At 62.8% G+C, this 21,263-nt stretch carries 23 protein-coding genes and 1 tRNA gene; 9 read left to right on the forward strand and 15 right to left on the reverse strand.

Annotation, left to right across the window (positions count from 1 at the left end; genetic code table 11):
- Window positions 1-2: 2 nt before the first annotated feature.
- Both DEM26_RS10055 and DEM26_RS10060 read left to right on the forward strand, forming a co-directional pair.
- Entirely contained in the window at window positions 3-1,520 is a 1,518-nt protein-coding gene (locus DEM26_RS10055; protein WP_109172311.1) for a heme biosynthesis protein HemY, read from the forward strand.
- Window positions 1,521-1,572: 52 nt separating this feature from the next.
- A tRNA-Thr gene (locus tag DEM26_RS10060) sits at window positions 1,573-1,648 on the forward strand.
- 82 nt (window positions 1,649-1,730) lie between these two features.
- Here DEM26_RS10060 and DEM26_RS10065 read toward each other — a convergent pair.
- From DEM26_RS10065 to DEM26_RS10085, 5 genes are all read right to left on the reverse strand, one after another.
- Window positions 1,731-2,828, reverse strand: coding sequence for a flagellar basal body P-ring protein FlgI (locus tag DEM26_RS10065; protein WP_075776704.1), 1,098 nt, complete (start codon window positions 2,826-2,828; stop codon window positions 1,731-1,733).
- Window positions 2,828-3,829 (reverse strand): flagellin, encoded by a 1,002-nt coding sequence (locus tag DEM26_RS10070; RefSeq protein ID WP_109172312.1) that lies wholly within the window; start codon window positions 3,827-3,829, stop codon window positions 2,828-2,830. Before DEM26_RS10070 ends, DEM26_RS10065 begins: the two co-directional genes overlap by 1 nt.
- A gap of 1 nt (window position 3,830) precedes the next feature.
- Window positions 3,831-5,285, reverse strand: a complete 1,455-nt coding sequence (gene flgK, locus DEM26_RS10075; protein ID WP_109172313.1) for a flagellar hook-associated protein FlgK — start codon at window positions 5,283-5,285, stop codon at window positions 3,831-3,833.
- 30 nt (window positions 5,286-5,315) lie between these two features.
- On the reverse strand, window positions 5,316-6,650 hold the full coding sequence (locus DEM26_RS10080) for a flagellar hook protein FlgE (RefSeq protein WP_075776701.1): 1,335 nt from the start codon (window positions 6,648-6,650) through the stop codon (window positions 5,316-5,318).
- A gap of 117 nt (window positions 6,651-6,767) precedes the next feature.
- Window positions 6,768-7,616 carry a flagellar motor protein MotB gene (locus tag DEM26_RS10085; RefSeq protein ID WP_109172314.1) on the reverse strand — a complete coding sequence of 283 codons (849 nt, stop codon included), beginning with the start codon at window positions 7,614-7,616 and terminating at the stop codon, window positions 6,768-6,770.
- Between the two features lie 144 nt (window positions 7,617-7,760).
- Between DEM26_RS10085 and DEM26_RS10090 the strand changes: the two genes are divergently transcribed.
- Genes DEM26_RS10090 through DEM26_RS10105 form a run of 4 tightly spaced genes read left to right on the forward strand, consistent with a single transcriptional unit; the run spans window position 7,761 to window position 11,583 of the window.
- On the forward strand, window positions 7,761-8,375 hold the full coding sequence (locus DEM26_RS10090; RefSeq protein WP_075776767.1) for a paraquat-inducible protein A: 615 nt from the start codon (window positions 7,761-7,763) through the stop codon (window positions 8,373-8,375).
- The gene (locus DEM26_RS10095; protein WP_233243066.1) at window positions 8,372-8,986 is read left to right on the forward strand and encodes a paraquat-inducible protein A; all 615 of its coding nucleotides are present in this window, start codon (window positions 8,372-8,374) and stop codon (window positions 8,984-8,986) included. Before DEM26_RS10090 ends, DEM26_RS10095 begins: the two co-directional genes overlap by 4 nt.
- Window positions 8,983-11,007: a PqiB family protein gene (locus tag DEM26_RS10100; RefSeq protein ID WP_109172315.1), complete on the forward strand. Its 2,025-nt coding sequence runs from the start codon at window positions 8,983-8,985 to the stop codon at window positions 11,005-11,007. Before DEM26_RS10095 ends, DEM26_RS10100 begins: the two co-directional genes overlap by 4 nt.
- 12 nt (window positions 11,008-11,019) lie before the next feature.
- Window positions 11,020-11,583: a PqiC family protein gene (locus tag DEM26_RS10105; protein ID WP_075776698.1), complete on the forward strand. Its 564-nt coding sequence runs from the start codon at window positions 11,020-11,022 to the stop codon at window positions 11,581-11,583.
- Here the strand turns inward: DEM26_RS10105 and DEM26_RS10110 are convergent.
- From DEM26_RS10110 to DEM26_RS10130, 5 genes are all read right to left on the reverse strand, one after another.
- Window positions 11,571-12,104, reverse strand: a complete 534-nt coding sequence (locus DEM26_RS10110) for a flavin reductase family protein (RefSeq protein ID WP_233243077.1) — start codon at window positions 12,102-12,104, stop codon at window positions 11,571-11,573. The genes DEM26_RS10105 and DEM26_RS10110 overlap by 13 nt on opposite strands.
- A gap of 80 nt (window positions 12,105-12,184) precedes the next feature.
- Window positions 12,185-12,652 (reverse strand): DoxX family protein, encoded by a 468-nt coding sequence (locus tag DEM26_RS10115; protein WP_088723521.1) that lies wholly within the window; start codon window positions 12,650-12,652, stop codon window positions 12,185-12,187.
- Window positions 12,649-13,422 carry an HvfC/BufC N-terminal domain-containing protein gene (locus DEM26_RS10120; protein ID WP_109172317.1) on the reverse strand — a complete coding sequence of 258 codons (774 nt, stop codon included), beginning with the start codon at window positions 13,420-13,422 and terminating at the stop codon, window positions 12,649-12,651. The genes DEM26_RS10115 and DEM26_RS10120 overlap by 4 nt, the downstream gene beginning before the upstream one ends.
- Entirely contained in the window at window positions 13,406-14,248 is an 843-nt protein-coding gene (gene bufB / locus DEM26_RS10125) for an MNIO family bufferin maturase (RefSeq protein WP_109172318.1), read from the reverse strand. Before bufB ends, DEM26_RS10120 begins: the two co-directional genes overlap by 17 nt.
- Before the next feature lie 57 nt (window positions 14,249-14,305).
- Window positions 14,306-14,578 (reverse strand): BufA1 family periplasmic bufferin-type metallophore, encoded by a 273-nt coding sequence (locus DEM26_RS10130; protein WP_075776694.1) that lies wholly within the window; start codon window positions 14,576-14,578, stop codon window positions 14,306-14,308.
- 127 nt (window positions 14,579-14,705) lie between these two features.
- On the opposite strand from DEM26_RS10130, the gene DEM26_RS10135 reads away from it, so the two are divergent.
- Both DEM26_RS10135 and DEM26_RS10140 read left to right on the forward strand, forming a co-directional pair.
- Window positions 14,706-15,281 carry a sigma-70 family RNA polymerase sigma factor gene (locus DEM26_RS10135; RefSeq protein WP_233243067.1) on the forward strand — a complete coding sequence of 192 codons (576 nt, stop codon included), beginning with the start codon at window positions 14,706-14,708 and terminating at the stop codon, window positions 15,279-15,281.
- Window positions 15,278-15,907 carry an NrsF family protein gene (locus DEM26_RS10140; protein ID WP_109172319.1) on the forward strand — a complete coding sequence of 210 codons (630 nt, stop codon included), beginning with the start codon at window positions 15,278-15,280 and terminating at the stop codon, window positions 15,905-15,907. The genes DEM26_RS10135 and DEM26_RS10140 overlap by 4 nt, the downstream gene beginning before the upstream one ends.
- Before the next feature lie 3 nt (window positions 15,908-15,910).
- Here the strand turns inward: DEM26_RS10140 and DEM26_RS10145 are convergent, their stop codons facing one another.
- From DEM26_RS10145 to DEM26_RS10155, 3 genes are all read right to left on the reverse strand, one after another.
- Window positions 15,911-16,696, reverse strand: a complete 786-nt coding sequence (locus DEM26_RS10145; RefSeq protein ID WP_109172320.1) for a 3'(2'),5'-bisphosphate nucleotidase CysQ — start codon at window positions 16,694-16,696, stop codon at window positions 15,911-15,913.
- Window positions 16,683-18,032, reverse strand: coding sequence for a TldD/PmbA family protein (locus DEM26_RS10150; RefSeq protein WP_075776691.1), 1,350 nt, complete (start codon window positions 18,030-18,032; stop codon window positions 16,683-16,685). Before DEM26_RS10150 ends, DEM26_RS10145 begins: the two co-directional genes overlap by 14 nt.
- A 69-nt stretch (window positions 18,033-18,101) precedes the next feature.
- Window positions 18,102-19,592, reverse strand: a complete 1,491-nt coding sequence (locus DEM26_RS10155) for a DUF2125 domain-containing protein (protein WP_158275110.1) — start codon at window positions 19,590-19,592, stop codon at window positions 18,102-18,104.
- 118 nt (window positions 19,593-19,710) lie between these two features.
- Between DEM26_RS10155 and DEM26_RS10160 the strand changes: the two genes are divergently transcribed.
- A complete protein-coding gene (locus DEM26_RS10160; RefSeq protein WP_088719978.1) occupies window positions 19,711-20,328 on the forward strand; it encodes an enoyl-CoA hydratase/isomerase family protein in 618 nt (205 codons plus the stop codon).
- A 60-nt stretch (window positions 20,329-20,388) separates the two neighbouring features.
- On the opposite strand, the gene DEM26_RS10165 is transcribed toward DEM26_RS10160, so the two are convergent.
- Together DEM26_RS10165 and DEM26_RS10170 are read right to left on the reverse strand one after the other, a co-directional pair.
- Window positions 20,389-20,730 (reverse strand): DUF2853 family protein, encoded by a 342-nt coding sequence (locus tag DEM26_RS10165; RefSeq protein ID WP_075776688.1) that lies wholly within the window; start codon window positions 20,728-20,730, stop codon window positions 20,389-20,391.
- Window positions 20,731-20,830: 100 nt separating this feature from the next.
- Window positions 20,831-21,175, reverse strand: coding sequence for a TraR/DksA family transcriptional regulator (locus DEM26_RS10170; RefSeq protein ID WP_075776687.1), 345 nt, complete (start codon window positions 21,173-21,175; stop codon window positions 20,831-20,833).
- Window positions 21,176-21,263 lie beyond the last annotated feature (88 nt).

A 21,263-nucleotide genomic window follows, 5' to 3' on the forward strand; every position in this document is an offset into this window, starting at 1 on the left:
ACATGATCTGGTCATTCATCAAAATCGCGCTGTTTCTGATTGTCGTCGCCGCCGCGACGCTGGGCCTCGCGCATCTCGCCGAGATGACGGGCGGTCTTCGGATCACCACGCTCGGCATGGAATTCACCCTCGGCCCGCTTCAGGTGGTGATCGCGGCGATTGTCCTGTTCATCGCGATCTGGATCGTGATCCGTATCGTCGGTCTGGTGGTGGCGTTCTTGCGCTTCCTCGCGGGCGACGAAACCGCGATCACCCGCTATTTCGACCGCCATCGCGAACGCAAAGGCTATCAGGCGCTGTCCGAAGGGTTGCTCGCGGCGGCGTCCGGCGAGGGCAAGCTCGCGATGTCGAAAGCGGCGAAGGCCGAACGCTATCTGCAACGCCCGGAGTTGACCAACCTTCTCACCGCGCAGGCTGCCGAAGCCTCGGGCGACTCGAAGAAAGCGACCGAAGTCTACAAGCGGCTTCTGGCGGATGATCGCACGCGGTTCGTCGGGATTAGGGGGCTGCTGCGGCAGAAGCTCGAAGCGGGTGACACCGAAACCGCGCTGAAGCTCGCGCAGAAAGCCTATGCGATCAAACCGCGCCATCGCGAGGTTCAGGATACGCTTCTGAGCCTGCAGACCGAAACGGGCGACTGGAAAGGTGCGCGCGAGATCCTTCAGGCGAAGATGCGTCAGGGCGAATTGCCACGTGATGTGCATAAACGCCGCGACGCGGTGCTCGCGCTGCAAGAGGCGAAGGGTGTTTGGGAAGAAGGAGCGAGCGTCGAGGCGCGTGAGGCCGCGATTTCGGCCGCCAAGGCGTCGCCCGATCTGGTGCCGGCCGTGGTGATGGCGGCGCGCGCCTATATCGACAAGGGCAAGAAGGGCGCGGCGGAGCGGATCCTGCGCAAGGCGTGGGAAGTTCAGCCGCATCCAGATCTTGCCACCGCCTTCGCCGAGATCGCCCCGGACGAGTCGCCCGATGCACGGTTGAAGCGATTCTCGAAGTTGCTTTCGAGTCGTCCCGACCATGAGGAAACGCGGCTTTTGAAAGCCGAACTGAACATCGCGGCCGAGGACTTCCCGGCGGCGCGCCGGGCGCTGGGCGATCTCGTCGAGACGCATCCGACGGCGCGGTCGCTGACGATCATGGCCGCGGTCGAGCGTGGCGAAGGGGCGGAAGATGTCGTCGTGCGCGGCTGGTTGGCCCGCGCCCTGACCGCGCCGCGCGGTCCGCAATGGTGCTGCGACAAGTGTCAGAACATCCAATCCGAATGGACGCCGATCTGTGATAACTGCAACGGTTTCGACACGCTCAGCTGGCGCGAGCCGCAACAGGCGCAATCGCCGCTGCCGCATGGGGCGGAGATGCTGCCCTTGATCGTCGGCAAACCGGCTGCGGAGCCCGCGTCGAAGGAGGAGGATCAGTCGGAGGGTGCTGCCATTCAGGACGCTGAAATCGTCGACCCGCCGAAGGATGAGGGCGACGCTGCAGGCGCATCGAAGGAGGCACAAAGCCGAACTGCGACAGCTTGATCATTTTGGGGCTACACATCCCCGAAAGAGCATGGTAATCGCCCGCCAGAGTGCCGGTGTAGCTCAGCTGGTAGAGCACGTCATTCGTAATGATGGGGTCGTAGGTTCGAGTCCTATCACCGGCACCACTTCCTGAAAGTTCAGGCGCAAAGGCGGAACCGCAAGGTTCCGCCTCGCTTGTTTCCGCCTCGTTTTTCGAGTGCCTTTCGATCAATTTACCACAAACTCAGCATGCAATGCCCCCGCGGCATTGATGCTTTTGAGGATGTCGATCATATCGCGCGGACTGACGCCGAGCGCGTTCAGTCCCGCCACCACTTCCGATAGCGAGCTGCCCTGCGCGACCTCAGCCATACGAATGCCGGGCTCTTGCGTCAGCGTTGCCTGCGATCTGGGCACCACGACCGTATCACCTTGTGAAAATGGATTGGGCTGCACCACGAGGGGACTTTCTTCCACTTTGAGGGTCAGGTTTCCCTGGCTGACGGCGACCCGCGATATCCGCACGTCGCGGCCCATGACGATCGTGCCCGATCGCTGGTCGACCACCACCCGAGCGCGCTGCTCCGGTTCGACGCTGAGATTCTCCACTCGCCCGATTGCATGTGCGACCGAGCGCGCGCGCGTCTCGCGGATGTGCAATGCGACCGTGCCGCCATCGAGCATTTCCGCGACGCGCCGGCCGTATTCGCGGTTGATCGCGTTTTCTATCCGGGCTGCGGTGGTGAAGTCTGGCGTGCGTAGCGCGAGGCGCACCGTCTCCAGATCATTTATCTCAAACGCGATTTCACGTTCGACGCGCGCGCCGGAAGGAATGTTTCCCGCGGTCGGCACCCCTTGAGTCACCGAAGCGCCGTTCCCTTGTGCTACCGCTCCGCCGGCAATGATGGCGCCCTGCGCCACCGCGTAAATCTCTCCATCCGCCGCCTTCAGGGGGGTCATGACGAGGGTGCCGCCGAGGAGACTCTTCGCATCGCCAATTGCTGAGACCGTGATGTCGATTTTACTTCCTGCGCGGGCAAAGGGCGGCAGGCTCGCCGTGATCATGACGGCAGCGACGTTTTTCGGCCGAAGCTGCTCCCCGGTAACGTTAACGCCCAGTCGTTCGAGCATGTTTGACATGATTTCTTCGGTAAAGGGAGCGTTGCGCAACCCATCGCCCGTTCCGTTCAGCCCAACGACGAGCCCATAGCCGACGAGGTCATTTCCGCGCACGCCATCGAACTCGACGAGATCCTTGATCCGGATCGGTGCGCTTAGGACGAGCTGCGGAATGATCAAAAGCGCAATAAGAAAACAGCGCCACATCACATGTAACCCGTCATCGAGAGGTTAGAGAGCCGGCTGGTCAGTAGGTAGAGCGTCTCGATCTGAGACCGTACCGCTTCGAGTGCGGTCGCGGACTCGTAGGGGTCGGCCCCGATGAGTGTCGTTCGTGCGATTTCAAGACTGGCGCGTTCGGCATCGTTTCGCGTAGCGGCCGAGGCGATCTTGCCTTCGACAGAGCCGACTTTCGCTGCCAGTTCGACAGTCGAGAGAGATCCCGAATGAATTCTCTCGCCCGCCCCCTTTGCGAGCGCGCTTCGCTGGACTAGATCTCCGTCAAACAACCCGCGGTCCAGAAGCGCGCCTATGGCGTAGCCTTTGATCGTATCTTTGATGCGTGGATCGTCCGCGGTGACGTCAATTGTCGCGGTCTCACTTTCTGCGATGTGAAATTTACCTCGCGCTTCGCCGCCTTGATAGAAGGTTGCGCTAAATCCGGCGGGATCGTCGAACCAAACATCGAGCGTCATGAGCACGTCCGTCGCGCTGGTCGCTCCCGCGATCTCCGTGGAAAGGGAGGCGAGAATCGTTTCTGAGTCGGGCAGCGGAGGCGTGTCGCCGCTTTCGCCCGCGAATATGTATCGCCCGACTGAATTCGTGTTGAGAGTTGCGATCAAGGCGTCAAACTTTTCGGCAGCAGACGCTACGGTTGTGTCGATCATTGTCTTGCTGGCGGTTGTCGCCGCGGACATGAGTGCCATGCTGACGCCATCGTCGAGGTTGGCAACACGCTCGAGGCTGCTTTGCATCGCTTCGGTGTATTGGCGCGCCTCGCTGGTAGCGAGAGCGAATGCATCGAACAGTCTGAGGCTTCGATTGATCGCAGTGAGCGCGCTGAAATCGCCCGCAACGGCGGTGCCGAGGTCGGATTTTACGCCTGACGTCACTTCTCGGGTAAGGCTTGCCAGTCTCGTATCGAGCGCGGCGCTGTGGCGTCGCATCTGGAAATTCAGCGCCATGTCTCCGAACGAGAGATAATTCATCTCAAATCTCCAGAAGCTGTTTGATCAGCGCGTCCGCGGTTTGGATGACCCGCGCGTTGGCGCTATAAAGTTCTTCAATTTGCAGAAGTTTCTGCATTTCGTGATCTGTATCGACACCATCCGCGAGCGCCTGTTCTTTCAATGTATCGTAGCGGGTTTTTGCGTAGGTTTGTGTCGCTTCATTGCGTTGTCGGTCGCTCGTCACTTGGGAGAGAAAACTCGCGAAAAGTTCCGCGCTCGAATGACGCGAGGAACCGAAATTGCCAGAGCTGGGCGCGGATGGGGTCGTGAAGGCGGAGGCGAGGGCAAAAAGATTTTCCGCGTTGCTCACAGGGCCGGGGGAGGCGGCACCGAACCCGTCGCGCAGCAGGGAGAGCGCGCCGCCTTGTTCAGGGTCCGCAAGCGGGTTGATAGCGATCCGGCCGGCGAGGCCGGTTTCATCGAGCGGATCGAGCGGGCCTCTATCATCGGTGAAAAGCCCTGCTGTGCCGCCGCTGAGTGTCGGGTCGATCGCCGGATCGCTGACCCTCTCAATGAGGTCGCGAGAGAGTGCATCTATCTGGATTTGCTGGTCTGGGGCGAGCGTATCACGGATCGTGAAGAGAGCACCCAGTGATCCGCCGCCGAGGAAGCGGCCCTCGTCGATTGAGACGGCGTTTCCGTTGAGGGTCAAGCCGGAGAGGGTGCCTCCGACGTAGGTCATATCCGGTGTGATAATGCCGGTTGATGTGAAACCGATTTCTACGGGGTTCCCTTCGAGAAGAACGGCGCCGCCCGTGGTAAAGAGGGCGATTTGGTCGTTTTCGCGGGCGGCTTGCCGGATGGGGACGATGCTGGAGATCTGGTCGACCAATGTTTGGCGTTGATCCTTGAGCGCATTCGTGTCGTGGCCCGCGGCCTTTCCAGCCAGTATCGTAGCGTTGAGTTCGTCGACCTGCGAGAGGGCGGTATTCAGGGTGTCGACCTGTGCCGCGATTTGCCGGTCTGCAGTCATTCGGCTGTCCTGCAGATGTGCCGAAAGCGCATTCAAGTGATCCGTGACGGCCCGGGCGGAGTCCAGCACAGTGGCTAGGCGGGCTTCGCTTTCTGGGCGGCTGCCAGCCTCAACGAGTGAAGCTTCAAACTGCGCAAATTTGGACGACAGGGAGCTCGCGTCCTCTGGTGTGCCGATACGGGCTTCGAAGGTCGACAGGAAATCGTAGCGGAGCGACGCGTTTTGTGTTGCGGCCTCGGAGAGGCGAAGATCGCTTCGAAGAGTCTCGTTGACGATACGATCCACGCTCAGAACGCGGACTCCGGCGCCTTGCCGGCCGACCATCTGGGCGCCAAGTGAAACCTCGCGCCTGGCGTAACCTTCGGTAAGCGCATTCGCGGTGTTGGAGGCGACGACCTCTGCCATACGCGAAGCCGCGGTGAGCCCCGACAAGGCATTGGACAGCGTTTGCGAGATTCCCATTTTGACCTCCTTTAGCCGGTCCGATCAGGATCAGCGTTTGATATTGGTGGTTTCCTGCAGCATTTCGTCGACCGTCTGGATCACCTTAGCGTTGGAGGAATAGGCGCGCTGCGTCTGGATCAGATTGGTCAACTCCTCTGCGACGTCGACTGTCGATCCTTCGCGGGCATATCCCTCGATCGAGCCTGTGGGACCGTCGCCAGCATTCCAGAGAAAGAAGGAGCCCGACTTCGACGACACTTCGAACGTCTGGTTGTCGAGCGCGATCAAGCCGTTCTGATTGGGCACGTCGACGAGCGGAATCTGGTAGACGGTGCGGATGAAGCCGGTGTCATAGGTCGCCTTGATATAGCCGTCCTTGTCGATCTCGACCGCAGTGAGATTACCGACTGGCGAGCCATCCTTCGTGATCGATGTGGGCGAGAAGCTGTCGGATAGCTGGGTCAGCCCGTTGGTATCACCGATCTTGCCGATCGTGACGCTGAGCGGTCCGCCTGCCACGGTGAGATCGAGCGTGCCGGTCGCGGAATCGTAGGAGCCACCATCGATGACATTGACGGAGGCGAGGGTGCCGCCGCTGCTGCGGCTGTCGTCGAAGGTCAGCACGTAGCGCCCGATGACGCTTTCATCGATTCCGGCGGTGCCGGGATCATCGACCGTCGCGCTGTCCCGAATGACCATCGCCCATTCGTTGGAGGAGCCAGTTGCGGGGACCGTCGGGTGGAAGGTGATATCGAGTGTTTCGGAGGTTCCGAGATTGCCGAAATATTCGACCGAGAGCGGCAGCGTATCGCCGCTCGCCCCGGCCTCCGTGTCGGTGGCGGGAAGGTTGACGCCGAGATTGAGTGTCGTGGTCGGGTCGCCGGCCGTTTGGTTGGCATTGATCACGACGGGTTCCAGGCCCGACATCGTGTCGCGGGCGAAGGTCGGGATCGTCCCGTCCGCGCTGGCGGGCCAACCGAGGAGAACGAGGCCGGATTCCGTCATCAACGTCCCGTTCACATCGCTGCGGAAGGCGCCGGTCGTCGTCATCTTCAGCGGCTCGTCTCCCGTCGAATTGTCGAGCGCGACCGCAGTCATCACGGGGAGCATGCCGCGGCCCGACACCGCTATATCGAGCGCGTTCGATGTCGAGACGAGCGAGCCACGCTCTTCGATCAAGCGGCTCGTGGCTGCGCGGACGCCACCGGCGGAATAGGAGCCGGTCTTCGCGGCCTGATTGATGACGATACTCTCGAATTCGGTGACGGCGCGCTTGTAGCCGTAGGTGCCCGAATTGGCGATGTTGTCCGAGATCGTTGCAAGGCGGGTGGCATTCGCGGCCAAGCCGGCCACGCCCGCATTGAGCGAGGAAGAAATGGACATGGATGCGCCTTTCTGCTGCTAAGTCCGAAATTCCCCTTACCTTTCGCGCGGGTATTTAAGATCGCCCTAACGAGTCCGTCCTTTTACCTCTGTGGTTACCTCTTCGCTAAGGGCGCCTTACCGGCCATTGCGCAGAACGATCACTTCGAGACGGTTGTTGCGCAGATCCATCGCGCGCGCGACCTTCGGTTTGCGATCGGCGAAGCCGCTTACGCGCTGCAAGCGCTCGGGAGGGAACCCGGCCCCGTTCAGCAATTCACGCATCGCTTGCGCACGCGCGGCCGAAAGCTCCCAGACCGGGTCCTTGGCCAACATTTTCGGATAGGATTTCGTGTAGCCGTTTATCGCCACGTTATTCGCGACGATCGAGAAGACCCGCGTAAGGATCTTCGCCAGATCGGTGAGTACCGGCTGCGGCCTGGCCGTGTCACCGACGAACAGCGGCGCGTCGGGTAGATCGGAAATCTCGATGATCAGACCTTCGTCGGTCACCCGGGTCACGATGTGGCGGGCGAGCTGCTCGCTGACCATCGACTCTCCGCCGACGCCCATCAGCGCCTGTTCGATGGCCCGGGCCACCTCCTTGAAAGCGGCCTTGTCGCTGTTCTGCATGTCCTCGGCGGATTTCTCGCCGCGGGCCTGACGCTCTTCGGTCGGGCGCTGCGAGATAGCGCCGGTGCCGGTCTGCGCGATCTGATCCTCGGAGAAGACGGAATCGCCGCCGAAAGCCCCTTCGCCGCCACCGGAGATCCGGTTGATCGGGATCGTCGGATTGAAGTAATCCGCGATGCCCTTGCGTTGTTTCTCGGTCGTCGCGTTCAGCAACCACATCAGCATGAAAAACGCCATCATCGCAGTGACGAAATCAGCGTAGGCGACTTTCCACGCCCCGCCATGATGTCCGTCGCCGCCGGTGACCTTCTTGCGCTTGATGATAATTGGCGCGGCGTTTTCGCGGTTGCTCATTCCACCACCTCTTTTCACCCGCGTCCGCTATAGTGGTCGCGTGTTAACAGGTGATTGATGGATAAAAAGCGCGCTATCGGCGTCTTCCCTTGTCGTGGCGCTGGCAGTCGCTAGATTTGGCGGATGGATGGGGACCCGAACACAATGAACGTTGACCCGGCCGATCTGATTGCCTGTCCGCAATGCGACGCGCTGTACCGCGCCACGCATCTGCCCGACGGCAAGCGGGCGACCTGTGTGCGCTGCGGAACCGTTCTGATCTCGCCGCGCGAGAGGTCCTTTCTGCACGTCGTCGCATTCTCCTTCACCGGGATGATCCTGATGATCGGGGCGATCTTCTTCCCCTTCCTCGAAATCTCCACCCGCGGGTTGAGTCACGAGAGCTCGATCTTCGGCGTCGCGATGGCGTTTTCCGACGGCTGGATCGCGCCTCTGGCTTTCTTCGTGCTGTCGATGATCGTGGCGCTGCCGATCTTCCGCTTCGTCGCGCTGATCTACACGCTCTGGCCGCTCGCCAATGGCAAGCCCGCATGGAAGCACGCCGCGACCATGTTTCGCCTCGCCGAAGAGAGCCAGCCCTGGGCGATGGCGGAGATCTTCATCATCGGGACAGCGGTGGCGCTGGTGAAACTCGGGGGTCTCGCCAAGGTGTCGCTCGGGCCCGCCTTCTGGGCCTTCTGCGTGCTCATCATCGTGATCGCGCTCAAGAACTCCTTTGTCAGCAAATGGACGATATGGGACGCGATCGAGCGAAAATGAACGTGCTGACCGCCACCGATGCCGGATTGATCGGCTGCACCCGCTGCGGTCGGGTCTGGACGCCGGATCATGCGCATTGCGAGCGCTGCGGCGCGACGCTGCACAAGGTCGACAAGACCGGGCTGCAGCGGGTCTGGGCATGGTGGTTCGCGGGGCTGATCTTCTACATCCCGGCCAACCTCTACCCGATGCTGGTCACCGCGACGCTCGGTCACGAGCAGAAAAACACCATCGTCGGCGGCGCGATCGAGCTATGGCGGCATCACAATTACGGCGTGGCGCTGATCGTCTTCGGGGCCTCTGTGATGATCCCGATCGGGAAATTCATCGCCATCGCCTATCTCGCCATCGCGGTCGGAAACGAGCGCCGCAAGGGTGGTCATCCTCATCTGCACCTCTACGAGGTGGTGGAGTTCATCGGTCGATGGTCGATGATCGACGTCTTCGTTGTGGCGATCCTCTCCGCGCTGGTGCAGCTTGGCTTCGTGGCCTCGATCCATCCCGGCCCTGCCGCCGCGTCTTTCGCCCTCTCGGTTGCATTCACCATGCTATCCGCACAAAGCTTCGACCCGCGCCTGATCTGGCGCGGCCCTGACAGAGTGAGTTCATGAACGACACCCCCGAGACCGGCCCGGCAGAACTGGAAACCTCCAACGCCCCGCGCCCGATCTGGACGCGGCTTTCCGTGGTCTGGATCGTGCCGCTGATCGCATTGCTGATCACGCTTGGTGTCGCCTGGAAGACGGTCGCGGATCGCGGGGAGCTGATCCATATCGATTTCAAGGACGCGACCGGGGTCGAGGTGGGCACGCCTCTGAAGTTCCGCGAGGTCGAGGTCGGCAAGGTCGAGAGCGTCTCGTTCACCCACGATCTGGAGCAGGTGCGGCTCGGCGTGCGCCTCGACAACGAGGTCGCACCTTACGTCGATCAGGATGCGAAATTTTGGCTGGTCCGCCCTGAAGTGTCGGCGCGTGGTATTCAGAACCTTGGGACGGTGCTGTCGGGCACCTATATCGAGGGCTTCTGGAACAACAAGCCCAACGGTTCGCAGACCCTGTTTCAGGGACTGGACAAGCCGCCGGTCTCTCCCGATCCGAGCAAGGGCACCATCATCGAGTTGCGTGCGAAGGACGCGGGCGGGATCGTAGATGGGGCGCCGGTTCTCTATCACGGGCTGACCGTGGGCCATCTTCAGAACCTGCGGCTCGACGACGACGGCTCCGGCGTGATCGTGGACGCATTCATCGAAGCGCCGCATAACAAGCTGCTCACCACCCAGACCCGGTTCTGGGACACGTCGGGCTTCTCCGTGAAATTCGATACCTCGGGTCTCAGCCTCGACGTGCGCTCGCTTGCGACGCTGGTACAGGGCGGGGTGGAGTTCGACACCTTCACCAGCGGCGGCGGGATCGTCGAAGATCAACAAGCGTTCCGGCTCTATGACAGCAAGGACACTGCGGAAAACTCTGTCTTCCAGTCCGATGTGGTCGATCCGCCAAAATACACGCTGCTCTTCGACGACCCTGTGCAAGGGCTCGAAGTCGGCTCGAAAGTGCAGTTCCGGGGCGTCGAGGCGGGCGAGGTCACCGCGCTCGCGATCAAGATCCGCAAGGACAGCACCGGTCAGCGCTACGCGCAGCAACAGCTGACGATCGCCCTGTCGCCGGACCGGCTCGGGCTGTCGCGCGACGCCGGCGAAGAGGCCGTGACCCAGTTCCTGCAGGGCGAAATCCAGAACGGCTTGCGGGCGCGTATCGCGAATACCGGCCTTCTGGGCGGCACCATGGTGATCGAATTGACCGATGTGCCGGATCTACCGAATGCCGAGATGAATCTGGATGCCGATCCCTATCCGACGATCCCGACCGCGCCTGCGGCCGAGAACGATCTGGCGAAATCGGCGAAAGGGGTGTTCAAGCGCATCGAAGGCCTGCCGATCGAGGAAGTGATGAACTCCGCCATCCGCACACTCGACTCGATCTCCGCCGTGGCCGAGAGCGAAGACACCCGTAAGGTGCCGCGCGAATTGTCCGGCCTGCTTGAGCAGCTCAAGACCTTCGCGACCGATCTGAACAACAAGGATGCCGCAGACAAGACGGTATCCGCGCTCGACAGGGTGACAGAGGCTGCTTCCTCGGTGCTTGAAGAAATCTCGGGTCTCGACAAGACGCTCGCTTCCGCGGATCGCGCGGCTTCTGCGATCGCGGATATGCCGCTCAAGGACGTGGGCGACAAGCTCGACACGATCCTCGCCAGTATCGACGCGCTGCTGAACAAGCCCGGCACGCAGGACCTTCCGCAATCGCTCAACGATACGCTGACGCAGACGGCAGCAATCTTGAACCAGCTGAAGGAGGCCAATGCCGCCGACAAGCTGAACCAGACCCTCGATGCGGCGCAGAACGCCGCGAATTCGGTGTCGAAAGCCTCGGACCGCCTGCCGGAACTGACGCAGAAGCTGCAATCGCTGGTCGATCAGGCGCAGGCGCTCGTCGCGACCTATGGCCGTGGATCCAACTTCTCGAACGAAACCCTCAGCACACTACGTGAGCTGCGTCGGGCGATCTCGAACATCGGCTCGCTCGCGCGTATGATCGAACGAAATCCGCAGTCCTTCATTCTGGGCCGCTAACAGGAGATGACGATGAAAGCTCTGAGCCTGATCCCGCTATGCCTCCTGGGCCTCGCGGCCTGTTCCGATCCCGAGAAGATCGCACGCTATCCGATCGACCCGCCCACCGCGGAAAAGGCGCTGCCGAACCGGCTTGGCCGGGCCGAACTGCGCGAGGTGTCGCTGCCGGACTACGCGGGCGGACAGGAGATCGCCTTCCAGACCCCGGACGGGGCGCTGCGCTCGAACCCGGACAACCTCTGGGCGGATGATCCGGCGCGGTCAGTGACGCTGGCGCTGGCGCGGCAGATTTCGTCTCTCTCCGGCGCTACGGTGATCTCCGAGCCGTGGCCGCTCGCCGATCCGCCCACGCGCAAGATCGAGGTCCGGATCGAGCAGATGCTGCCGGGCGCCGATGGTCTGCTGCATGTCTCAGGCGTCTATTTCGTCTCGGCGAACGGCTATGAGCGCAGCGGCGAAACGGTGCGTCGGTTCGATTTCACGGTGCCGGTCGGCTCTCAGGAACCGCAGGCCATCGCAAAAGCGAACAGCGCGGCGGTGACGCAGCTTGCGCGGCAGATCGCTCAGCTACGCTGATCGGGAAGGAACCGCCCGAACTGGCCGCCCGCAAAGAGCAGCGGATCAGTCCCTGCGCCTTTAACGAAGCGGGTGACGCGGCCGATGATGATCGTGTGATCGCCGCCGTCGTGGCGCGCCTCGGTGACGCATTCGAACCGGGCGAGCGTGTCGTCGATCAGCGGTACACCGGCCGCGTTCAGCCTGTAGGATAGCCCCTCGAACCCCTCGCCGCGCTTCGTGAACCGCTTTGCCAGCGCTTCCTGATCGTAGCGCAACACATGCACCGCGAAGGCATCGGTTGCAGTGAAATGCGCATGCCTGAACGAGGAGCGCGCAGCCGACCAAAGGATCAGCGCCGGATCGAGCGAAACCGAGGCGAAGCTGTTCACCGTCATCCCGACTGGCTCCGGCGCATCGTCATGCGCGCAGGCGGTAACGATGGTCACTCCGGTCGCGAACTGCGCGAGCGCATCGCGCAACAACCGCGTATTCGCCGGGTCGGGCTGGTGGCCGCGACCGTCGCTTTCGGCATGGTTCATGGCCGCTTCGATATCGTCGCTCTCGCGCATCCGCTCTCCTTTGCGCTCACACATAATCGTGCAGGCGGGGAGAGCAAGGCTCAGCGTTCCAATCCAAGGAGCTTGTCGAAAGAAAGCCGCCCGGGGCCCTTCATCAGAACCGTCAGAAGCGCGATTGCCCAAAGCCCATGCGTCACCCATGCGCTGGGATAGACGAAGAACTGGATCACCAGCGTCATTGCCAGAAGCGCGAGCGCTGCAAGTCGGCTGCCAAGGCCGAGGATCAGCAGAAGTGGGAAGAAATGCTCCGAGAATGTCGCGAGCACCGCCGCCCATTGATGCGGAATGAGGGGCAGGTCGTATTCGTATTGAAAGAGGGTGAAGGTGGAATCCTTGATCATGAACCCTTCCACCTTCGTCCGCCCGGACATCCAGAACACCATCGCTGGAAAGAGCCGCGCTCCGATCAGAACAATCTCCTCCGGTAGGCGCTGGGCTAGATCGGAAAACCTATGATACAGCCTGAATAGACCCTGTTTTGACGTTTTGATCTCGATCGCATCGGTCATGAGGCGTCTCCTTTTTCGATGCCCGCGCCGACGATCAGCGCATTCTCCAGCAGCAGCAGAAGCGCTGCGTTGAGGTCAAAATCCGCTCCCGCCCGGTCTTGTGCGCGGGCGACGGTTTCGCCTGCACACAGGGTCGAGACGAAGCGACCGGTCGAGCTACGAACGACGGACGTGATTACATGAGCGATCCCGCGCCGCGCAATCAGCAGTGTCTCCGGCCTCCATTCGGTCGCCCGCGGTGGAGGGGGGCCACCTGGTTGTTGCGAGGCCCAGATCGAACCCGCAGGTGTCAGGAGCTGAAGAACCTGCACCGACGGATGCAGATCAAGACACAGATGAGTGCCCGCGCGTTTGGCTGTCTCTTGCAGGCGTTCCCGCGCAATAGGCTCTGAATCGGCTGCGTGATAGGCCCGGCTGCGCGCCCATTCGATGCGGGCGACGTCGGGCAAATAGCCCAGAGACTGCAGCGAAGGTTCATCTGCCAGATAGGCCGGAAACGCGCCGCCCCATTCGGTCAGGACGGGCGTGCGCGGCGGGTGCTCGGCGATATAGGCCCGGGCTAGCCCCCTGAAGCAATCCGCGCCGAGAAGCCGCTCGATCGCCGAGAAATGCCGCGCGAGGGCCTGTGTAAGCCCATGCGCCACGTTGTTGCGGTAAACGTCGAAGCGGCGCTCGATCTCGGCCGGATCTTGGGCGGTTGCGTTTTGCGGCGCGGGCCCTCCGGCCAGGCCCTCGCGGAAACCGCGGGCGAAGTCACGATGCGAGGGCATGGTGGTCACTCGACAGGACCATCGACGCGCGCTTGGCCTCTGCCATCAAGGTGGCGAAGTCCGGCACGTCGTTGTCCCACTCGATAAGGCTCGGTAGCGGTCCAGTGTTAGAGACTGTTTCGGCGTAAAGTGACCAAACCGGCTCCGCGACTTCGCGCCCGTGGCTGTCGATGAGCAGGGGCCCGGAGGGCAGCTCTTCCTCTTCATGGCCTGCCAGATGGACCTCGCCGACACGGTTCAGCGGGAACGCCTCGAGATAGGCGCGCGGATCCTGTCGGTGGTTCACGCAGGACACGAAGACATTGTTCACATCCAACAGCAATCCGCAGCCGGTCCGCTGGCTGATCTCGGTCAGAAACTCGGTCTCGGGGATCTCGGAATTGTCGAAGAGTACATAGGTCGCCGGATTTTCGAGCAGCATCCGGCGGCCGAGATGCTCCTGCACCTCATCGACGTGATCGCAGATCAGCGCCAGCGTTTCCGCAGTGTAGGGCAGGGGCAGCAGATCGTGCATCCAGACGCCACCATGGCTTGCCCAGGCGAGGTGTTCCGAGAAGCTCTCGGGGTCGTATCGGTCGCAGAGCGCCTTGAGCCGCGCGAGGTGGTCGCGATCCAGCGGATCGGGCCCGCCGATCGAGAGGCCCACGCCATGCACCGAAAGCGCGTAGTCCGCGCGCAGCCGCTCCAGCATCGCATGCGGCATCCCGCCCGCGCCCATATAGTTTTCCGCGTGGATTTCGAAGAACCCGAGGTCCGGTTTCGTCTCTGATATGGCGGGAAAGTGCTCTGGCTTGAAGCCGAGGCCCGCTTTGCGTGGCAGTGTCATGGCAGCCTCCATGGATGAGAAAACGGGGCGCACGCCGACCGCACGCCCCGCTTGGCGTCACATCTCTTTCGGTTCGAGCGAGCCCATGCCGTGCGGCGTCTCGATCGAGGTGCAGGTGCCTGCCGGGACGAGTTTCCAGGCGTTGCCCTGATAATCCATAGTCGCGGTGCCGGCGCAGGTGGTGCCGGGGCCGGCGGCGCAATCGTTCTGCCCGGCCATCGCGACGCCGTAGCATTTCTCCATCGCCTGATCTTCGGCATGGGCGGCGCTGGCCAGCCCCATCGCGCATGTCAGAGCAGCGGCAAAGCCAAGGGTAGTTTCGGTCTTCATGGTAGTCTCCCTGATTGGTTGGGGCCTCTTGCGGCCCTGATCACCGTTCGCGAGAGGTCACGGCGTCGTTACGGTGCTCACGCCAGCGTGAACGAAAAAAGTTTTTCGCTCCGGCTGTAACGAAGGCATGATCGCGAACGAAGGGACGGCGATGATGCATGATCGGCGGGCAGATTGGTCGCAGCTCCTGCGGGCTGCGAATGCGGGCGACAAGCGCGCCTATGGCTTGTTCCTGCAAGCCGTGACCCCCGTGCTTCGCTCGGTGGTGCGGTCGCGTGGCGGAGGGTTGTCAGAGGCTGATTGCGAGGACGTTGTGCAGGAGGTTTTGCTCGCCATCCATCTGAAGCGTCACACTTGGCGCGAAGATGAGCCTGCTGCGCCGTGGTGCTACGCAATCGCCCGACACAAGGTGGTCGACGCCTTTCGCAAACGCGGGCGACGTATCCATCTTCCGGTCGAGGACTTCGCCGAGGTGCTGCCCGCCGCGCCTGAGGCGGATCCTACAGAAAAGGCCGATATAGAGACGTTTTTGACCCATCTGGAGCCCCGCGCAGCGCAACTGGTGCGCGCCATCGGGCTCGAAGGGAAAAGCATCGCGGAAACCGGCGATGCGTTAGATATGAGTGAGGGAGCGGTGCGCGTGATGCTGCATCGTTCGTTGAAAAAACTGGCCGCGCTTCGCGAGAGGCTGATCGAGATATGAAGACCGAAGACCTGATATCCGTATTGCAACAGGACACGTTGCACGAACCCCGCCCGAAACAGGTGCTGGGCCGCTGGCTTGTGCCGGCGCTTTTCCTGTCAGCGCTGTTCGTGATTTCGGTCTACGGTTTGCGGTTTCCGCTGCAACAGACCCTTATGACGCCGGAAATCGCCCCGAAATTTTACCTGCCGCTGGTCTTGGCCGTGCTCGTGACGCCGATGGCAGTGCGCCTGGGACAGCCCACGGCGAAGGTGTCGACCGGGTGGCTCTGGATCTTCCCGGCACTCGGCGCCGCGCTTTTGGCCTATGCCTACCTGACCACGCCCGACGGGCAGCGGATGGCGGATTTCAAGGGTGAGACGATCCTGCCCTGTCTGATTTCCGTTCCGATGCTGTCCTTCCCGGCCTTGGCCGCGCTTCTCGTGAGCCTGCGCAAAGGGGCGGTGACGCGCCCGGCGCGGGCCGGGGCGCTCGCGGGGCTCGCCGCCGGAGGAATGGGTACCGCAATCTACGCCTTGCACTGCACCGAGGACAGCCCGTTGTTCTACGTCACGTGGTATGGCGCGGGGATCGTCGTCGTGATGCTTGTGGGTGCTTTGCTCGGGAAGCGCGTGCTGCGCTGGTAGACCCTAATCAGGCCAAAACGCCAGATTCTCGATGAATTTCTCATGGAGGACCGGGTTGGCGACGACCAGCCCGCTCGATTGTGGCGGGGAGCGGTTGAACCGCAGCGTGCGTCCATTGCGATCCGTTGCCAGAAGCCCGGCGCGTTGCGCGATCAGGCTCGCGGCGGCGATGTCCCACTCCCACGCCGGACGCAGGGAGATCGTCGCGTCGAACCTCCCTTCGGCCACCAGACATAGCCGCCACGCCAGTGACGAGCGGAAATGGCGCTGATAATCCGGCTGACCGTGCCGCCAGAAGCTTGGATTGTCGGAGAGTTTCGAGGTCAGAACCGTCGCGCCGGACAGCACTTCTTGTGCACCGGGTCGCAGCGGCTCCCCGTTCAGGCAAGCCGGACCGTCGATCGATGCCGAATAGGTGAGATCGTGCACCGGCAGATGCACCACGCCCGCCACGACCGCGCCATCGCGCACCACGGCCAGCGCATGTGCGAAGCCGCCATCATGGGCGAGAAAGGCGCGCGTGCCGTCGATCGGATCGACGATGAAGGTCGAGCGCGCCGCAAGACGGGCCGGATCGTCGGTGCTTTCCTCGGACAGCCAGCCGTAATCGGGCCGGGCGCCGCGCAGGCGCTCTTCCAGTAGCGCGTTCACCGCTAGATCGGCCTCGGACACCGGACCGGCCCCGTCGCCTTTGTCCCAGGCTTCGGGCGCTTTTTTCCAGTATGTGAGCGCGAGCGCACCGGCCTCTTTGGCGGCCTCGATGAGCAGGGGAAGATCAGTCTCCGGCAAGCGTCATCCCTTCGAGGAGAAGCGAGGGCACGATATGGCTCAGATGCATCCGCGCGTCATTCGCGGGCCGGATGCTGCGGAGCATGTCGCGCAGGTTGCCCGCGATCGTGCACTCGTTGACGGGATAGACCGGCTCGCCGTTTTCGACCCAGAAGCCCGAGGCCCCGCGCGAGTAATCACCGGTATTGGGGTTGATCGTCGCCCCGATGAAGGAGGTTACCAGAAGTCCGGTGCCCATTTCGGCCATCAGTTCCTCGCGGGTCTTGTCGCCTTGGGTCAGGGTCACGTTACCGATGCCGGGCGAGGGCGGCGAAGAGGTGCCGCGGCTGGCATTTGCCGTCGATTGCAGCCCCAGCTTGCGCGCGCAGGCGAGGTCGAGCGTCCAGCTTTTCAGCACGCCGTTCTCGACGATGGCGCGGCGCGCGGTAGCGAGCCCTTCCGCGTCGAAGGGGCGCGAGCCGGAGACCCGTTTGCGATGCGGCTCCTCAATCAGCGACAGGCCGTCGGGCAGCACTTGGTCGTCCAGAGCGTCGCGCAGCCACGAGGCTCCGCGGCAGATTGCCTGCCCGTTCACCGCGGACAGCAGATGCCCGATCAGGCTGCCCGAGACGCGCTCGTCGATCAGCACCGGATAGGCACCGGTTTTCGGGCGGCGCGGATTGGCGCGGGCGGCAGCGCGTTCACCGGCCAGTCGCCCGATCTCCTGCGCGGTTGGCAGGTCGGACTGGAAAACACGGCTCTCGGCGGCCCAGTCGCGCTCCATCCCAAGCCCCTCGCCGGAAATCGCGACGGCGGAGACAACGCGCGAACTGCGGTCGTAGCCGCCCGCGAAACCGTTGGAGGCGGCGACATGGACACGCCGGTAGGAATAGGCGGCGGAGGCGGATTGAACTTGCGTGACGCCTTCGACACCGAGCGCGGCTGCTTCGGCTTCGAGCGCGTCGCTTTGCAGTGCCTCGGCGGAGGGCTCGGCGCTCGGATCGGCCAGTTCCATTCCGTCGGCATCGCGACGGTCGGTCAGCTGAGAGGGATCGGCGAGGCCGATGAACGGATCTTCCGGCGCTTCGCGGGCCATCGCAATCGCGCGCTGGGCCATTTCCTCGAAGGTGCGCGCGGAAATATCGGAGGCGGAAACGCAGGCTTGCTTGCCACCGAGGAGGACACGCAGCCCCATCTCGACGCCCTCGGACCGCTCGGCCTGTTCGAGACGGCCTTCGCGGACATCGATCGCAACCGAGCGCCCATCGACTGCAATGGCATCGGCGGCCGGGGCGCCTGCGCGCTTCGCGGCCTCGAGCAGCGATTGGGTCAGATCGGAGAGGGAGGGCTTGGTCATTTCCACCTCGTGAGAAAAACGCGAAGCCGCCCGGAGATCCGGACGGCTTCGCGCCGTGGGTTTCAGTGTTTACTGGACGCGTTGGCCGTTGACGAGGATTTCCCCGCCATCCTTGAACTCGACCTGCGACGCGTAGGCGTCGTCGCCCGTGGGCTTGGCGTAGAGGCCCAGCATCATCCGCCCGAACATGATCTGATCCTGCGGCACGAGGCCCATCGAGACCAGCTTGTCCATCAGCGCGTTCGCCCCGGTCAGCGTCAGATCGATCTTGCCCGTGGGCATCGGCATCGGCCCGCCATTCTTCAGCTCCAGCGCGCCCTTGCCGTTCAGATCGGCGCCGACCATCGACAGCTTGATGTTGTTGATGTCGACGGTCTGGACCTCCATCGGGGGCGAGTCCATCGCGGCGGCGGCGGGGCTGAACAGATCCTCGGTGAGCTTAATCTTGCCCGAGAGATCGACCTGCAGCGTCGCCGGGTCATGCGGCAGATCGCCGTTCGGATCGAACATCGCCCAAATGTTGTCGGAGACCGAGACGCCGTTGAAGCCGAGCTTCGCCTTGTAGTCCTGCGCCGTATCCGCTTTTGCGACCGGCATCGCGAATGTCATGTCCGCCGACTGGATATCCGCGGTGATCGGGAAAGGCAGGTCGGGCGTGGCGATCTCGATGTGGCCGTTGTTGCTCTGACCGCCGAAGGACAGACCGTCCTTCGACATCGTGACGTCGAATTTCCCGCCCTCGTCGGTGGTCTTCTGATCGACCTTGCCGTTGGGTCCGTCGGCGGTGGTCGCCCAGTTCGAGCTGGCATAGGTCATCGACAGATCGAGGTTTGCACCGGCATTGAGCGCTTCGTCGAGCTTTTCGGAGGAGACGTCCTTGGGCATCGCGAAACTCCCCTCGTAGGAGAGATCGTTCATCTGGCCGTTCATGTTGAACGTGCCGCTGCCCTCGGGATCGGCCCCGGAGGCGGTAAGGTCGAGCGTGCCGATCGCCATCTTCGAGTCGACCGAATGCATATCGCCGTCGACGACGTGGTAATTGCCCTTGGTGTCCTTCAGCGCAAGATACATCTTGATCGGAACATCCTGCCCCTCGGCGGAGACGGTCTGGTCGAGATCCACGGTCAGTTTCGGCGCGTCGATATCGTAGGTCAGATCGCCCGGCGACCCGGAAACGATGATCTTGCTGTCGGTCTGGGTCATCGTCATCTTCATGGCGACGTCCGAAGTGTCGGTGCCCGGCTTTCCGGTCATGTCACCGGTCATCTTCTCGGGGAAAATGGTCTCCACCGTGCCGTCGCCGCGGTCGCGCAGCTTCAGTTCGGGCACGTCGAGCGTGAGGCTCATATTGTCGACATTGCGCACCATCTTCACGTCGGAGACGATGAGCGTGTCGCCCTCTCGGTTCTGACCGCCGACCATCACCTCGTAGCCGTAGGTCTGGTATTCGGATTGCCACGCCTGCCAGACCTGCTCCGCGGTTACATCCGCGAAAGAGGCCGTGGTGGACAGCAGCGAAACCACGACGGCGCCGGAACCGACGGTTTTGAGCCATGCCATAAGAGGGTACCTTTCCACTGAGAACCAAGTCGCGGCCATCCTCCTTTGGGTCAGGCCGATGGTCAAGCCTTCGCGGGGCTGCTAGAGGGGTTTCACGGGAGTTGTGAGGAGGCTGGGAATGATCCGCCACGAGATCGAGAACGGGCTGTGGCGCGTGACCATCGACCGTCCTGAAAAAGCCAACTCGCTGACCGGCGCGATGTTGGGCGAGATCGCCGATCTGGCCGAGCGCGCGGGGCGCGAGGAGGCGCGGGCTTTCGTGCTGACCGGGACCGGCAAGGTGTTCTCCGCCGGGGCCGATCTGGCAGAGGCGAAGACGGGAACGCTCGCGACCGACCCGGTTTGGGAACGGCTTTCCGGCGCGATCGCTTCGCTGCCCTGCCTGACGATCGCGGCGCTGAACGGCACTTTGGCCGGGGGCGCGATGGGCATGGCGCTCGCTTGCGATCTGCGCATCGCCGTCCCGGGCGCGAAATTCTTCTACCCGGTGATGAAGCTCGGCTTCCTGCCGCAGCCCTCGGACCCGGCGCGCATGGTCGCTTTGGTCGGGCCCGCGCGGGCCAAGATGATCCTGATGGCGGGGCAGAAGATCGAGGCCGAAGAGGCCTTGAGCTGGGGGTTGATCGACCGGATCGTGCCGCGCGAGACGCTGGACGAAACGGTCGCGACGCTCGCTGCCGATGCGCTGGGTGCGCGGGCTGCGCATGTCGCGGGGATCAAGGCGCTGATCCGCTAAGGCGAACGGCCCGGACAGGCCGGGCCGCGGGGCGTCACATTCTACGCGAGGCTGTCGCGATCAGGCGTACACGCTCTCTTTGCCGAAATGCTTGGTGAGCATGTAATAGATCACGGCGCGATACTTGTTGCGCTCGGACCGGCCGTAGGTCTCGATCACGCTGTCGATCGCATCCATCAGTTCGGGGCCGTCGGAGAGGCCGAGTTTCTTGACGAGGAAGTTGTCCTTCACGGTTTCCAGCTCCCCCTTGTCCGTGGCCGCGACGGTCGATGCATCCGCATCGTAGATCGAGGGGCCGCAGCCGATCGTCACCTTGGTCAGAAGCTCCATGTCAGGGGCCATGCCGCATTTGGATTTCAGATCCTCGGCGTATTTCTCAATCAGCTCGTCTCTTTTACCCATCTGTCCCACCTATCAGGTTGCTTTGCCCAGAAATGAAGGCAGGCGCAGGTTAAGCCCAGATAGGGAAATTACAAAGTGTAAATCCCGGACCTGTCGCGCCTCAGCCTCCGCCGCGACAGGAAACGCATTGTGTGAAGGTCGGGTCGAGTTCGAGGCGCTTCTCGGGGATCGGCTCGCCGCAGCTGTCGCAATAGCCGAATTCGTCCTCTTCGATACGCTGGAGCGCGGCCTCTATCGCTGTGATCCGATGTTTGCGGCGACCGTCGACCGCATTGGCCATCGCCTGATTCTGCAACGCGTCCATGCGCGACAGCCGACCGACGCTTTGCTGGTCCAGCTCGACGGGCTTGCGGGTCTGCGCGGTGTCCTGCGAGGCGGTGCGCAGCTCTGCCAGCTCCGCTTCCAACTGCGGTTTGAAACGCGCGGCAAGGTCTTCGGGTGTCATCGCTCTCCTCCTGTCCCAAGGAAAACCGATCATCGCCCGCGTTGCACGTAAAAAGGCCGCGCCTTGCCGCGCGGCCTTCGAAATCGCG

The sequence above is a fragment of the Thioclava sp. NG1 genome (genome assembly GCF_003122275.1).
GTDB lineage: Bacteria > Pseudomonadota > Alphaproteobacteria > Rhodobacterales > Rhodobacteraceae > Thioclava > Thioclava nitratireducens.

Coding starts and splice junctions, on each gene's coding strand:
- DEM26_RS10055 (WP_109172311.1), top strand. CDS start 3: ATGATCTGGTCATTCATCAAAATCGCGCTGTTTCTGATTGTCGTCGCC.
- DEM26_RS10065 (WP_075776704.1), bottom strand. CDS start 2,828: ATGTGGCGCTGTTTTCTTATTGCGCTTTTGATCATTCCGCAGCTCGTC.
- DEM26_RS10070 (WP_109172312.1), bottom strand. CDS start 3,829: ATGAATTATCTCTCGTTCGGAGACATGGCGCTGAATTTCCAGATGCGA.
- flgK (WP_109172313.1), bottom strand. CDS start 5,285: ATGGGAATCTCGCAAACGCTGTCCAATGCCTTGTCGGGGCTCACCGCG.
- DEM26_RS10080 (WP_075776701.1), bottom strand. CDS start 6,650: ATGTCCATTTCTTCCTCGCTCAATGCGGGCGTGGCCGGCTTGGCCGCG.
- DEM26_RS10085 (WP_109172314.1), bottom strand. CDS start 7,616: ATGAGCAACCGCGAAAACGCCGCGCCAATTATCATCAAGCGCAAGAAG.
- DEM26_RS10090 (WP_075776767.1), top strand. CDS start 7,761: ATGAACGTTGACCCGGCCGATCTGATTGCCTGTCCGCAATGCGACGCG.
- DEM26_RS10095 (WP_233243066.1), top strand. CDS start 8,372: ATGAACGTGCTGACCGCCACCGATGCCGGATTGATCGGCTGCACCCGC.
- DEM26_RS10100 (WP_109172315.1), top strand. CDS start 8,983: ATGAACGACACCCCCGAGACCGGCCCGGCAGAACTGGAAACCTCCAAC.
- DEM26_RS10105 (WP_075776698.1), top strand. CDS start 11,020: ATGAAAGCTCTGAGCCTGATCCCGCTATGCCTCCTGGGCCTCGCGGCC.
- DEM26_RS10110 (WP_233243077.1), bottom strand. CDS start 12,104: ATGAACCATGCCGAAAGCGACGGTCGCGGCCACCAGCCCGACCCGGCG.
- DEM26_RS10115 (WP_088723521.1), bottom strand. CDS start 12,652: ATGACCGATGCGATCGAGATCAAAACGTCAAAACAGGGTCTATTCAGG.
- DEM26_RS10120 (WP_109172317.1), bottom strand. CDS start 13,422: ATGCCCTCGCATCGTGACTTCGCCCGCGGTTTCCGCGAGGGCCTGGCC.
- bufB (WP_109172318.1), bottom strand. CDS start 14,248: ATGACACTGCCACGCAAAGCGGGCCTCGGCTTCAAGCCAGAGCACTTT.
- DEM26_RS10130 (WP_075776694.1), bottom strand. CDS start 14,578: ATGAAGACCGAAACTACCCTTGGCTTTGCCGCTGCTCTGACATGCGCG.
- DEM26_RS10135 (WP_233243067.1), top strand. CDS start 14,706: ATGATCGCGAACGAAGGGACGGCGATGATGCATGATCGGCGGGCAGAT.
- DEM26_RS10140 (WP_109172319.1), top strand. CDS start 15,278: ATGAAGACCGAAGACCTGATATCCGTATTGCAACAGGACACGTTGCAC.
- DEM26_RS10150 (WP_075776691.1), bottom strand. CDS start 18,032: ATGACCAAGCCCTCCCTCTCCGATCTGACCCAATCGCTGCTCGAGGCC.
- DEM26_RS10155 (WP_158275110.1), bottom strand. CDS start 19,592: ATGGCATGGCTCAAAACCGTCGGTTCCGGCGCCGTCGTGGTTTCGCTG.
- DEM26_RS10160 (WP_088719978.1), top strand. CDS start 19,711: ATGATCCGCCACGAGATCGAGAACGGGCTGTGGCGCGTGACCATCGAC.
- DEM26_RS10165 (WP_075776688.1), bottom strand. CDS start 20,730: ATGGGTAAAAGAGACGAGCTGATTGAGAAATACGCCGAGGATCTGAAA.
- DEM26_RS10170 (WP_075776687.1), bottom strand. CDS start 21,175: ATGACACCCGAAGACCTTGCCGCGCGTTTCAAACCGCAGTTGGAAGCG.